This window comes from Pseudomonas sp. FW306-02-D09B, from assembly GCF_058782685.1.
On record NZ_JBYSXY010000015.1, the window covers coordinates 90,084 to 103,367 of the forward strand.

General features: G+C 57.8%; 11 protein-coding genes. 1 reads left to right on the forward strand and 10 read right to left on the reverse strand.

Annotated elements, in window-relative coordinates; translation table 11 throughout:
• Positions 1-271: 271 nt before the first annotated feature.
• The 9 genes from AC3WK5_RS22765 to AC3WK5_RS22805 form a co-directional block, all read right to left on the reverse strand.
• Positions 272-2,698, reverse strand: a complete 2,427-nt coding sequence (locus AC3WK5_RS22765; RefSeq protein ID WP_103318854.1) for a DEAD/DEAH box helicase — start codon at positions 2,696-2,698, stop codon at positions 272-274.
• A gap of 177 nt (positions 2,699-2,875) precedes the next feature.
• Positions 2,876-3,154: a hypothetical protein gene (locus AC3WK5_RS22770; protein ID WP_371919152.1), complete on the reverse strand. Its 279-nt coding sequence runs from the start codon at positions 3,152-3,154 to the stop codon at positions 2,876-2,878.
• Between the two features lie 47 nt (positions 3,155-3,201).
• On the reverse strand, positions 3,202-4,173 hold the full coding sequence (locus tag AC3WK5_RS22775) for a hypothetical protein (RefSeq protein WP_103318852.1): 972 nt from the start codon (positions 4,171-4,173) through the stop codon (positions 3,202-3,204).
• A gap of 1,115 nt (positions 4,174-5,288) precedes the next feature.
• Positions 5,289-6,254 carry a fatty acid desaturase family protein gene (locus tag AC3WK5_RS22780; protein WP_103318865.1) on the reverse strand — a complete coding sequence of 322 codons (966 nt, stop codon included), beginning with the start codon at positions 6,252-6,254 and terminating at the stop codon, positions 5,289-5,291.
• Positions 6,241-6,864 carry a phosphatase PAP2 family protein gene (locus AC3WK5_RS22785; protein ID WP_103318850.1) on the reverse strand — a complete coding sequence of 208 codons (624 nt, stop codon included), beginning with the start codon at positions 6,862-6,864 and terminating at the stop codon, positions 6,241-6,243. The genes AC3WK5_RS22780 and AC3WK5_RS22785 overlap by 14 nt, the downstream gene beginning before the upstream one ends.
• 51 nt (positions 6,865-6,915) lie before the next feature.
• Complete coding sequence (locus tag AC3WK5_RS22790) at positions 6,916-8,010, reverse strand: glycosyltransferase family protein (RefSeq protein ID WP_103318848.1); 1,095 nt, start codon at positions 8,008-8,010, stop codon at positions 6,916-6,918.
• Positions 8,007-8,741, reverse strand: coding sequence for a diiron oxygenase (locus AC3WK5_RS22795; protein ID WP_103318845.1), 735 nt, complete (start codon positions 8,739-8,741; stop codon positions 8,007-8,009). The genes AC3WK5_RS22790 and AC3WK5_RS22795 overlap by 4 nt, the downstream gene beginning before the upstream one ends.
• On the reverse strand, positions 8,738-9,772 hold the full coding sequence (locus AC3WK5_RS22800) for a hypothetical protein (RefSeq protein ID WP_103318843.1): 1,035 nt from the start codon (positions 9,770-9,772) through the stop codon (positions 8,738-8,740). Before AC3WK5_RS22800 ends, AC3WK5_RS22795 begins: the two co-directional genes overlap by 4 nt.
• A gap of 53 nt (positions 9,773-9,825) precedes the next feature.
• Positions 9,826-10,887: a glycosyltransferase family 2 protein gene (locus tag AC3WK5_RS22805; RefSeq protein ID WP_103318841.1), complete on the reverse strand. Its 1,062-nt coding sequence runs from the start codon at positions 10,885-10,887 to the stop codon at positions 9,826-9,828.
• Positions 10,888-11,444: 557 nt separating this feature from the next.
• Between AC3WK5_RS22805 and AC3WK5_RS22810 the strand changes: the two genes are divergently transcribed.
• On the forward strand, positions 11,445-12,281 hold the full coding sequence (locus AC3WK5_RS22810; RefSeq protein ID WP_177474931.1) for a hypothetical protein: 837 nt from the start codon (positions 11,445-11,447) through the stop codon (positions 12,279-12,281).
• A gap of 61 nt (positions 12,282-12,342) precedes the next feature.
• Here AC3WK5_RS22810 and AC3WK5_RS22815 read toward each other — a convergent pair whose 3' ends face one another.
• Positions 12,343-13,200: a hypothetical protein gene (locus AC3WK5_RS22815; protein ID WP_371919153.1), complete on the reverse strand. Its 858-nt coding sequence runs from the start codon at positions 13,198-13,200 to the stop codon at positions 12,343-12,345.
• Positions 13,201-13,284: the final 84 nt, after the last annotated feature.

Here is a 13,284-nt window from a genome sequence, read left to right on the forward strand (position 1 = left end):
TGAACTCGCTGCATCCGACCTTAACAGCCCCCAGTAATCGACGCGCAGGAGGCTGGAGGATACTCAGGATATCGTTAATGCCACCCCGATGAAACCATCAGCGGCCCCGCGCGCAATCGTCGACCCAGCGCTCTTTCTCGCATGTGATGAGATCAAAAACGTAACGGACGATGACACACGACGCTGAACTATCGTCAGCGTAATGATGCCCGGCTGACGCAACCTGCGCTCGCCGAACACCGATTCCAGGCGTGCTTTGCGTGGATATTCACTACTCCTCCACGAACGGCACCAAGTAGTTGGCCAATCTGTCTACACGTATCTGCGAGTGCTCGATTAAATGCTGGCACTGCCCTTCAAGCTCAATGTCGGTCAATTGAGACTCACAGAGCTCTCTCAGCAATACCCGGGAATCTGCAACCAGTTGATTCAGTCGATCAAGCGTGAGGGCATAGCTCTCGTGCGCTGACGCTGCTGCAGTTGCCTTGTTAGTGGGGTGTACGACCACACGGAGACTTGAATATCCGGGGTAGTTTTGAACGAACCACTGCTCTGCGACTAGGAGCTGGCCATGCTCCTCCTTGGTTAAAGGGTTTTTGTCCTGCTTGCGACTTTTTGCTTCCAGGATTAGAGCAGCCTTGTTGGGTAGAAGCCAAAGAACATCAGGCCCTTCCCCACCGACGTCATGGCGCTCTGTAGAAAGACCTATCAAGCCACCTAGGTCTGCAAGCGCTTGCTCGAACTGGTTGGCAGAAGCGTTGCTGTTCAACCTGGACACCACCTGTTCGAAGCGTTGAAGCAGGCCACGTCTGATGCGATATCCACGCAGTTGAGATGCAATAGCTGCGCCCTGCGCACCGGGAGTCGGCAGAGGTCGGTAGGGTGATGAGGTGCGCGGACGCAAAAGGTTACGGTTGGCGGAAAAGGCCGATCGTTGGAGTTCGTCACTGCGCTCGGCTTGTCCCCAATTGTTCGCTATACGGCCTGCCAATTGGTATAGCCAACCGCGTGTTTGGTCATCAACTGCGTCCTGAGCACCTGCTACCTGATCCAAGCGAGCGATGGCCTTGTCATAAAAGCCATCCGCCCAGAGGTTGAAGGCTTTGCGCTCCGTCGAGGCCGTATCAAACCGCTTCGGGTCTGGGGCTTCCGGCCCCACGTTTTCCGCGAGCGTGGCGGCATGATACTCAACCCATTCAGTGTTCCGGTTGATACTGAGCGCGATTGTATTTTCCAAATCGTTGACGTCACTGACTTCCTTGCTGACCGTCGACCCCATTTCGAGCTGGGCCCGAGTCGCGCTCGTGAGCAGCTTGAAGTTCGCGTCCTTGGCAATCCAACCTGCTAAATCAGAGCCTAGAAGCAGCACTACGCAATGGTCACCAGCTCCGCGTGCTCCGCGCCCGATACCCTGCTCTATGCGCTGCGCTAGCATGCGACTGATGGTAGCTCCACCGTACAGGGTGGCAGCACGCAAAAGCTCATAATCAGACGTTCCGGAGGGAAGCCCTTCCATCACCAGGATTCTGCATGAGTCGCCTGGTAAATCGATCCCATCGTAACGGTTGGCAAATACGACTGGCCCACTGGTTCTGCGCGATTGCAATGCCTCAATTGCATTTTCGACTTGGTCTGAGCCTTCGGCGAATTGCGCAGTGTCATTCCACGCCTGCGCGGCATAATTGGCATGCACCAACACCACGGCCCCAAGGTTCACCCCTGCGACTTGCTTGAGAATTGATTTAGCGACGTTTTGTGCATCGAAATCGAACTGCATCAGGCTTGGGATCAGGATCATCCGCTCACTGATCCCCGCGAGAGATCTGGAGGCCAGCGCATTGTTCACATGCTGAGGATCGGCGTCGAATGTACGGACAATTTCGCTATCGTCAGCGATGGTAGCCGACATATAGATTCGCCGGGGAGCATCAGCGAATGTGGGGAAATTGTTCACCTGGGGCAGGACAGTCGTAACGGTGAATGCTTTGCTACTGATCAGCGCATGGCACAGGTGCAGATTGTCCCGCAGCAATGGCCAAGCAAACGGAACGTCCCCGCCGTTGCCACGCAACATTCCCCTTACGGTATCCAGCTGCTCGTTCCAGGCCCAATACGGTACTTCCACAACGCCGTTGTTCAGGCCCGAAACGGTATCGTCAAAGGTTCCTAGTCGATCAATTTCTCGAAAGGCGCTGCGGAATAAGGTGCACAGCGCGGTATACGTTTCCTGGTCATCCTCAGAGGAGATCTCAAGAGTGAACGACTCGCGCACAACAGAAAATGCTACGTGGGCGTCATCGAGGATTACTGCGCCCACTTTAATGGGCATCCGCACCCCGCGAACCCCAAACTTGCTATGGCCGTTGAACAAGGCTTTGTAGGACGCGACCATCACCGCTTTGCCGTTCACAAAGTCGTCGTGCAGCGGCTGCCCTCGGGTATATGGGACAGCGAGAATCCCCAGCGATTTTGCCTTTTCCAGGGTCTGCTTGACTAACTGCGTGGTCGGAGCCAGATACAGCACAGGCTCTTTCAGGTCATTCAAGGTCGACTGAGCAATCAACAGACCAACCAGGGTCTTTCCTCCCCCGGTATGGAGCTTGACCACCGTGTCACGCTCGTCCTTGCGCTTGAACCATGCCTCCAGCACCTCAGCTTGACTGGTGTAAAGATCATTGATGCCTTGAGGCTTTGGCATGCGCCTGAAGATTTCCAGGGGATCTATAGGTGCAGGTCGCTGAGACTGCGATCTGAGTTTGTTGAAGTCCACCATCCTTGTTTACCTCGCAGTCGCCGTTGAGCTTGAGCTTGAGCTTGAGTTTGAGTTTGAGTTTGAGCCGCCCATGTTCGTCCGATTGGATCTCATCATCAACGATTAATTGTGAGGAATCAGAGCCTCCTCTGACAGCTTGTTCCACCTCATGCAAGTGAACGCGACGTCCACAGGGTCGGCACAGAAGAAAGCGAGCACGATCAGCAACACCCGAAAGCCTATAGGGCTGCCCTCTCCTCGAACAGGAACTCGATGTGCCGGCTTCGTTCTTCCAACGGTCGAATCATCGACCTCACGCTGCGGGTAGCAAGGTCGACTGATCTGGTCGAACGCGAGAAAGGCAGGTACCGGGGTGTTGATCTCTCCCAGATACCGCTGCAACGAGAAGGACAGGGCAATGCTAATAGCCAGATCGAATAGAAGAGTATTTACTCTCCTCCGCCGATTTCAGTGAGATTGAATCGATCAGGGGTGAACATCTTAACGTTATGGGCGAACGCCTTCTCCATCGCATCTTTGACAGGGGCAATATAGGCCTGCCAACGTTTAGGGTTGTATTGCCTGATGATGGACAAGACTGAAAATTCCAAGTGATGCAAAGAGTACTTCATCAAGGTATCCCCATCAGATAGATTTTTCCTCAGCACATTATAGAACGCGTGACAATCAACTCTACCTTCGTCATCTTTCATAGTATAAAAGGGTATTGACCTTGAGGCATTTGCTATCCGATTAACCTCGGCCATGTCATTCTTAAGGCAAATCAATTCTATCTCAACGCTAGGTCTGTGCCTCTCTTCTGCCCGTTCCAGAGCAGACTCAAGCATTTGAACTTTCTCTCGGTGGTAGTTGTTAATAAATTCTTCAGAGATTTCATTAAACCACAACTGATGATGATATTCAGGAAGACCGCCAATAGGCTTCAAATCCTGTAAGTGAAAACCATGTAGACTGCCCTTAGCCAAAGCCAATGCTTTTTCCATATCTTCGGGGACATTTATGCCGCTATGTACCTTTCCGAGCACTTTGTTAAGCTTGTCGTTATGAATATCGCCATCAGTCACGCACACAACCTCAAGGAACCTATTATCCCCAGACGCCTTTAGCTGCTCGCGATAGACATAAATCCCATACATGAGCGTTGGCATATTATCCCATGCACCGGCTGTGATGATTTTGTACGACCCCTTTGCCTCCCGGGCCGCCATCCCGAGAATAGTCTTGGCCAAATCATCTTCACAAATAACGATCACGGACGGGATCAGATTGCTAACCATAGAGCCATGACGCTCTATCAATGTTTTCTGGGAGTTTTCACCTACCGATGTGCTGACAGAGGTCATACCCATAAGCCCGACACCAACGTTCACCTTGAACACAGTGCTCTTCTCATCTTCCATGGCTCATCCTTTTGGCAAGATTTAGGCTAGTATTTTAGCGATTAGCAGTATCACTTCAACGGCAGCTAATCACATTCAGGTCACAAACCCTATACATCGAGATTGCCACCCAGAATGCACCATTTCCTCAAACTATGGATACTCTGCTTAGCTTAGTAAGAGATGCGCCGGGGGGCCGCACCCGCTGGCCCTTGACCAGTCTATGCATGACGCCAAAGTAAATGCTAATGGGGGTAAAGCATGCTTTTGCTGGAAGAATGTGCCCGCCGTACAGGGATCCGCTCATTCAATGAGGGAACGATGACTCAACGCTGCTGGCCATTTGTATACTGCCTCCGTAAGGAGTTCCACAATCCACTTTCAGGATGTCCAACAGCCCGCTATTGCTGTAGCCGATCGGCACATTGATCATGGTGTGATGTGAAGGTCATCGAAGTCGAAGCGACTGTCACCTCCTTGCCAACACCGGTATCGGTGGAAGTGAACACGCTGGCCACCTTGCCGACTAATGCACCTTTCGCCCAAAGTCCGCCAGACTGATCCAGGAAACTGCGAATCTGGCCACGCATGTTGCCGAAGCCGGTCGGGGTGCCGAAGATAATCGCATCGTACTCTCCGAACTCCGCTGGACTCGCAACCGGGCTACCTTGCCATGCGCTGCTTTGAAAGCCTCAGGATTGAACGACAGGTGCGTTGTTTATCGGTCTGTGGGGGCATTGGATATCAAGGTGCACCATGGTGCACAATCGAAAAGGGAGCTATTCGCCTGTAGAACCGGGTCGTTAGGGAGGGAGATCACTACACGAATACACGCTTTAGCCCGGAAATGCCCAATAAGAGTTCGATTCCCTTCACCCGCTCCACTATTTTCAAGGCCTCCAGCGGTATCGAGGTAGCGTCAAGCGGGACTGGTCACAGTTTCGGTGACAGTTACCCCATTTGTGTGGATGCGCCAGCCTGACACCCTCCCCCTCCCCCGTGCAATTCCCCGTTTTCGGTTACCAATTGATCCCATACGTCCCAAGTCAACGAAAAAAGCACTTAAGCTCATTTGCTGTCCCAATCTCATGATCCACCGTCTCGGTCGCTCGGCGTCTTGATACGACCAGGAAGAGTCAGCGTGCTGGCGATTTCAGTGTTGGATAGCTGACATCCCGCAGCACCTCGATGTAGCTTTGATAGAGATTCTCGACAGTCAGCAGCTGCCGCGCCGCCAGTTGCTGATGAGCGCTGCGCAAATGGTAGAAAGGCATGCGCACATAGAGGTGATGCTCGATGTGGTAGTGGATGGAATGGGGACCGAACACAAAGGTCTGCCAGTTCGGGCGCACGATGCTGCGGGCGTTCTGGCTCTGGTCATCGTTGGCCGGTAGGCCGGCGTGCTCCATTATCGCTCGGACGCGCCCCATCAAGGGCAGCAAGGTAATGGCCGGCAGCAACCACAAGCCGGGGTAGAGCCAGGGGTGGCCGCACCCGCTCAGCAGGGCGAACAGTAAGCCGTTGCTGGTCAGCATTGAAAATACTTCCCAAAGCGCATGCCCAGTGGATTTATCGACCTTGGGCATGATCGCGCGGTAGTCGCCCCGGGCAAACTTGAAGGCACTGATGACGTAGCCCACCCCAGACAAATCAGCCAGTAGCCGCGTGGCCAGCCTGCCCCGAGGCAGCGGGTAATCCCCCAAGCCAAAGACCGCGACCACCGGGTCGTCATGCTGCATCGGTTGTCGATGATGCTTCAGGTGACCGGCACGGTAGGTTTGCAGGGAAAGAAACAACGGGCCCGCGGCAAACAATTGCCCGATCAAGTCGTTCAGTTTCTGCCGGCGCAGCAGCACGCCATGGGCGCTCTCATGCATGATCACCGCCAGCGCCAACTGGCTGCGGGCAATGATCAGCGCCGCCAGCAGGTAGGTGACGGGGTGCGGCCAGAGCGCGACAAAGGCAAACGACGCGGCGATCAAGCCCCAGTCGGCCAGCAGCGCCAGCAAGCTGATCCAGGGTTTGAGTACGAACAGCTTAGCGGCGGGGACAAAGGCATTCAGCGCCCGATTGTCTCCGGCATGGGATTTAGGCTGGGACACGGGCATTGCTTCCTTGTCGTTGGGTGGCCAGGGCGCATGCCAGGGCCAGCAGCACACCGCCTGCGACATCGATCAGCGTGTGCTGTTTGAGGGTCAAGGTCGACAGGCAGATAAGCAGGCCCGTGATCCCGGTCAGCCATTTATAGTGACGAGACCAGAGCGCACGGCAGGCTAGGCAGGTCACCGCCACATGCAGGCTGGGGCAGCCATTGGACGCCAGGTCCAGCTGCCACAGCCGGCTCAGTCGCTGGTGCAAAAAGGCGTTGTCGATCGAGCCGATATCGGGCCTGGGCACGTATTCGGGGAACAGCCAGAAGCACAGGATGGCGACACCAAAGGCAATCCCGGTGGCGTTCTTGAAGGCCCTGAAAGCGTTGGCGCTGACGTAGGCCGCCGCCAGCAGCACAAAGGGAAAGAACAGCACATACGCCCACCACGATTGCGCAATGAACGGGATCACTTCATCCAGCGGCGTGACCCAACTGTAACGCGGCGTAATCACCCGCTGCAGACCACAGAAAATGCTCAGGCCCAGCAGCAGCCCAAGGAGCGCAACTAGCGCCTGTCGATAATTGGGACTCGGGGTCAGGCTCTGCAAGGGGTTGCCCATGGCTGCTCGCTTACGGGATGCATGAGTGTATGACGGCCCACAGCGGCACATTCACAGGTTGAGCAAGCAGCTGACCCAGGCGTCGATCCGCGCCTGGGCGCGCTCCCTGCCTGGCGCACCTGTAGGCTCAGGCGCGGCAGCTGCGGTCAGTTGCACCGCCGCCTGGGCCACCTGTCGCTGAAAGTCACCGGCGTCGCCGCGCCAGGTCACCACACGGTGCAGCAACTGCAACTGAGCGGCGCGCGCAGCATTGGTGGCCTGTTCGGGCTGGTCGCTGAGGACCAGGATAATCGGTCGCTGATAGACCCGGGCGATGGACAATGCGGCCATGCCCGGTGCAGACACTATCAGTTGCGCCTGCGCCGCGCGACTGGCCCAGAGCGGGTCGACCCCGAGCCAGTCACTGCCCCCCCCGTAGCCCTCACCCACCAGGTGCGCACCCAGGCCAGCATCGCCCAGGCCCGCACTCAAGGCATCGGCCAGGCTGGGCTCGCTGAAGTGTGGATTGAGGTACACCGCAGCGCCAGCGGCGGCCTGTCCTGGCAACTCGGCGGCCAATGCCACCGGGGTCGGCAAGCGATACAGCATCGGCGCCTTGGCGTCGTCGACTTCATAGGCAAAATCATGCTCGATGCGGGCCCGCGCCGCGTCTATCTGGCGGCCGACAATCCAGCCGAACAGCCGTCCGAACCAGCGTGGCCACATGCCTTCGAAATTGTTGAGCAGTGCCACCTTGAGGCTCGCCCCGTACACGTGCACGATCTTGCGCCGCCATCCCGGCAGCATGCCCATGTACAGCAACGCCGGGTGGAAGGAGTCGTTGATCACCAAATCCGCGCTGCGCAGTCTGCGCCCCAGGCGGATGATATCCCGCAGCATCCGGCCAGGGCGAAACAGGTAATGCGCGACATTGCGATTGGTGGCCTGACGCAGCATGTTCTGCTCGCTGTCAAACTGCACCGCATAGTGCTGGGAGAGAAGTTCGGCCTCGATGCCGAAGTGTTGCAGAAAGCGCTGCCCCTGCTCCGAAGTGGTCAGCACTTCGACCTGCGACCCCGCCTCTCGCAGGGCATGCACCAGTAACTGCGCGCGCATCAAGTGGCCGCGGGCATCGGCGGTAGCCAGATAAAGAATGCGTGAGCTCATCGGGTAGCGCCGCCCACGCCGCCAAGCATCCAACCGGCGACGTACATCGCCAGCGCGCCGGTAACGCCAAAACTGGAGTCGACGGTGCGAATGTCTTTCAGCAACAGGGCCAGGTGTGCCAGTTCATGGGGGGCCACGATGCGCCGCAGCGTGCTCTCGCACAACCGTACGTGGGCTTTCTCGTCGGCCAGAACCCGTGACAAAAGCGGGTACAGCCTGTGCTCGGTACCTATGACCGTGCAGTGGCGACTCAATACTCGCTCGGCCATCTGCTCGGCACAGAGTCCGGTGGCGTAGGCCGGCACCAGCAGGCCATGCTCGAAATGTGCCGCGTAGCGATGCGCCAGGCGTTGCCAGCGCAAGATCTTGCGCCGGCTGAGCCAGTCCGGCTCCAGGCGGGTTGCGCCGTCATCGCCAAGAACGCGCAAGGCTTCGGCAAACAGCGTCACGTGTCGACGCTCATCGGCCAAGTGCTGTTCGACCTGACGTTCGAGCCAGGGCGGCGACTGCGGTAGCAGCTCTTCCAGCAGCGTGCGTTCGGTCGCGTCTTCGCCGGCCAGGTACATGCGCAACAACAACCGTTCCGCACGCGGGCTGCGGTGCAGACGTAGCAGCGCGGCGCGCTTGATGCTATCCACCAGGCGCGCTTGCAACGCACCCAGGCCCTGGGCCTTAGGCATGCTTAGGCAACTGAAGCCCGTCTCGGTTGTGGCAGGTTCGCCCACACTCATTGCGCGGGCTGCAGGGCAGTGTCGGTAGCCGCGGATGCCGTCGTCGCTTGCGGGCTGTGGCGCCAGGCCAAGATCATGCCGATAAAGCTGTCGCGCATAAAGGCGGAGCCAGACGCGTAGGCCGCGGGGAAGCTTTCTTCACGACCGTTGTAACGCAGGTAACCCTTACCGTTCACGGCGCCCAGCTCCAGGGTGTCGCGCTTGTTCAAACCGCGCTGGCGCACGTCCTTGAGCAGCGGGCTGTCTTCAAGACCAAACACAAACAGTTGGCGCTGTACCACCCACACCGGGATCTGGCTGCTCAGGGCCTGCAGGTTAAGGCTCCAGGTCCCCTTTTCCGGTAACTGATCCAGCTCGGCACTGCCCAGTTGCTCCGAGGTAAAGCTGGCGCGCATCAGTGATTTCGACACACGCCCGACGCCAAGGGCGATAGTGATGTCGTCGGCGGCCGGGTTGTGCGCATCGCTGGGGCGCACCACCACGAAATAGCTGGCCACCCGCGCGGCGATTGACGGCTGCGCCAATACATCTCGCGCCTGCTCGGCGGTGAACAGCAAACGTTCGCTGGCGCCTTCGCGGACGCTGATCTGATAAGGGTCAAGGACGATGTCACCGAACTTGCCGCGCACCGGCGAGTGCACGTAGGTGTCGGACTTCCACACCTTGCCCGAGCGCCGCAGCAGCACATGCAGGCTCAGGGGCACACGCTGGCCATCAGCGGCGATGCCACTGCCGTGCAGCAGGACGTCGCCAATCACGGTTTTGCTGTCGTGACTGGCAGCGGCGCCAATCACGATGGCGTGGGATTGGGGGTCGACGCTGGCATGGGCGTCCGCCACATCCAGGGCGATGCGGTTGCAGTTGCGATCAATGCTACTGGTGGCGGCTGCAGCACAACCACTGTTCGAAGCAAAGTGATACACCCCGCGACCGCTGAACTCGGAGAGCGCGGCATTGGCCTGACCGCTCAGCGCCAGCAATGCCAGGCACACCACGGAGTAGCCGAATGAGGTAAGCGAGCATGTTTTCATGAGGACTTCCTGTGGGCACGCTGCCTGCGTGCGAAGATACGGCGCTACGCGGATCAATCCAGGTTGCGGTGATAAGACAGCGCCTCACTGTGACGGGCGCTCGCGCGACCGGCATTGATACCCAAGCCATGGACCACCGCGCCAGCGGTGTCGAGCAACGATATAGCGATCACGATTGCCGCCGCGGCAAGGCGCCGTACCCCGCGCAGAGGCGGCAGGTCTTGATGGTTGAGGGCGCGCAGGCTGTAGCCCAATCGCCCGACCATCACGCACAAAGGCCCGATAGGACCGCTGCGCCCGAGCCATTGCAGCCAGCCCGGCATATAGGCGCGTACCAGATACGGCGTAAGGTCGACACTGTCGCCGCCCCTGAGCCAGCGCAGCTTGACCACTTCGCCATGGCTGTCGGGCAGCCGATGCTCGGTATGCGCGCCTGACGCATAGACAACCGCCACGCCCGCGGCTTGCAGGCGTAGGCCCATGACCTGGCAATGGGCGCGGTAGACGCCATCGAGCGGCTCGTAGCGGTACTGCTCGAAGGTGTCACAGCGAAAGGCCACGTTGTTCGCATAAAAGTTACGCGTGGCGCCTTGGCGCAGGGGGCTGGGGAAGTACATGAAGTCGATGGCGGTCAGCGCAGTGCCGGTGACGCTCGGCGCATAACTGGTGCGCCCCGCGACCGCCAGCGGCGCGTCGGACTGTGCAAAGGGTGCGAGCAATTGCTCCAGCCAATGGGCACAGGGAATGCAATCGGCATCGGCAAAGACCACGTACTGGCAGCGCGCCTGGTCGACACCGTCGAAGCCGACATTCTTGGCATCGTAGTAACCGGTGAGGGCATCGATTTCGACGAAATCCAATGCCCGCCCGGCCAGTACACACAGCGCTTGGCGCGCCTGCAGATCAAGGCCATCGTGGGTGATGACCCACTGGGCAAAAGACTGGGGTGACACACTTTGCCGGGCAAGCCGGGTGATCAGACGCTTGAGGCTGCTCAGGGCCTCCACAGCATCCTTGCCACCGCGCAGATTGTTAGTCTCCAACACCAGCGCCGTATTGGCGACTATACCGTCCAAGCGCTTGAGCATGTCGTCGTTGGGAGGCAGCACAGACATCCTGGTTGTCGTTTCTTCACTATCCATTTCAATGCTTCTCTGAAAAAGGCAAAGTTGCTCGCCGGCCTTGTTTGCCCAGTGTGACAAGCAGCTCGGGGTGTCGCGGGCGCAATCACAGCATTACTCTTGAGACGATGCAAACACGGACTTCGCCGGCCCATGCTCCCGTGCCCGCCCCGCTCATCGACAGCGGGTTTCCGTAGTCAGTTGAATTGGTGCTTGGCCCACACGGCGGATGCTGATTCGTTGCGCGAGAATGCTACACCAGGCCAAGCTTAACCATCGCTGCCCACTAAGCAAAGACATGGCTCAAAGCCGGCCTTTGCCCATGCTCCCGAAATGGCTATTCTTCTTCGTTCTAAGTAAAGGATTGCTGAAGTTTTTTTATTTCACCAAGGACGATGAATGATTCCCTCTGCTCGCTTGGGCGACACACACGTTTGCCCATTGCCTGGACACGGCACTACACCGATTACCCGCCGGAACCTTCTGAACCGAAGACACCCGAATTGATCGCCGTTGCCGGTAGTTAGCATGACGAATCTCCTGCCAATAAGATGATGTTCATTGCCCAAGCCGTGCGCCAGTTGGCTGAGTTCAAACGAGACAAACCGAATATGAAACGGACACTGGTGATCTTCACACCGTTTTATACCGAGAGCATGCTCAGTGCAGCACGAAAGTCTGCGCAGGAATACAGCAGTGGTTTAGTTACCGTGACGGATGCCGGGGGACTGATTAATTACCTCAACACCGGGAAAGATCGGAGCCAGTCACCTATCGAGCATCTGGCCGTCTTCAGCCATGGCGTACCGCAAAGTGTGGCCTTCGGGTATCAACTTTCGGAGGGGGATTCGATGGCTCTCGATGTGTTGAATTACGAGCGGATTTCGCCTTTGGCTTTCTCAAGCTCCGCGCGGATCGACAGTTACGCCTGCCGAACGGGTATGGGTAATAAGCCGGATTACCGGATTGAGGAAGTGATTCAGTTTTTTCCACAGACCAATGAAAGTCTGGCTCAGCTGTTGGCTAATCACCTGGGGATTAAGGTCGGTGCCTTTGTTCGTCGATCTGATTACAAAAATACCTGGGGCACGTTTGAGGAGCGTCAAACGCGGGAGGCTCTGCGTGCGATTACAGGCGTTCGTGACTGGTATCGTGGCCTTCGTTATCTTTATTCGGGCTTGGATGACGAAAGCAATGTGCGCTCGCACACGTTCGATTTGGTTGCTAGATATGCCAATCGGTCTTGGGCGCTGAGGGTTGAGCAGTGGATTGGATACGATGGGAAATCCGTCTTCACCGTGACGCCGCTGCCGTATGATCCCGCTACCTATGTTGACTACAACCGGGCACTTCAGGATGCATCAACAAGCTGCCCAGTACGCCAGTAAAAAACACTCAGAACTTGGCTCAACTGCTTGAGCTCAATGCCCGCCAATAGGCGGGCGTTTGCTATCCAGTGATGGTTTTCATCTTCCCGGCCAGCTGTTTGGCTGACCCTGCCGCAGCCGTGAACGCGCCAGCATTGTCGGGCGGCGGCGTTGGCCCGTGTGTATGCCCAGCCAACTGATTGTTCATCTGCTCCACCAGATCGAGCAAATCACATAGCACCTGCAACACGTTTACCCCGCTCGATTCGATCCAGGTCTTCGGCGCCTCCAGCCGCTGACTGACTTTGGCCACGCTCTTACGCAGCCCCTGAATCCGTTCCTGCATGTCACCACCCACCGTGGCGTTGTGCTTCTGTCCCACCACCAGGTTCAAATCGCGGCCGGTGGCCTGGTACAGATCATCCACGGCCGCCAGGCTCGCCGATCCGCCCGACAACAGCTTGAGCGCACCCAGGGCTTTGATTTTCTTGATCCCGCCCACTGACTCGGTTGAGTGATCGTCAATTGTCTGGGTGTGGTTCTGGAACGGCTCGCGGTTCTCCAGCGCTTCAACCTCGCGCTCAATCGCCTTGCCTGTGATCTTGCCGTCGGTCTGGCGCAGCCAGTTGCCATCGGCGTCGACACGTTGCTGGGCGGCCTCGCTGTGTTGCCAGACCTGATCGCCTTTCGGCACCTTGGGCATGCTCAAGCCGTGAGGCAGGATCGTCTGGATGCAGGGCTTGTTCGGCAGACCATAGGCAAAGCACACCACGACCTGAGTGCCCTCCTCCGGAAAGGCATACATACCCATTTCCTCGCCACCGGTGGGCAGTGGCAACGCGGGGTCGGGCTCGCCGTCTGGTCCCAGTACCTCGATATCGACCGCGTAGCGCGGCCGGAAGCCGTCGCAGATCCCGGCGCTGGCGGGCGCGTCAGCCAAATTCAGCGTCGACCACCCATTTACTGGTGGCACAAAGAAGCCAATTTCCGAAAAGGCAATGTCCCACACGACACTGGGAATTGT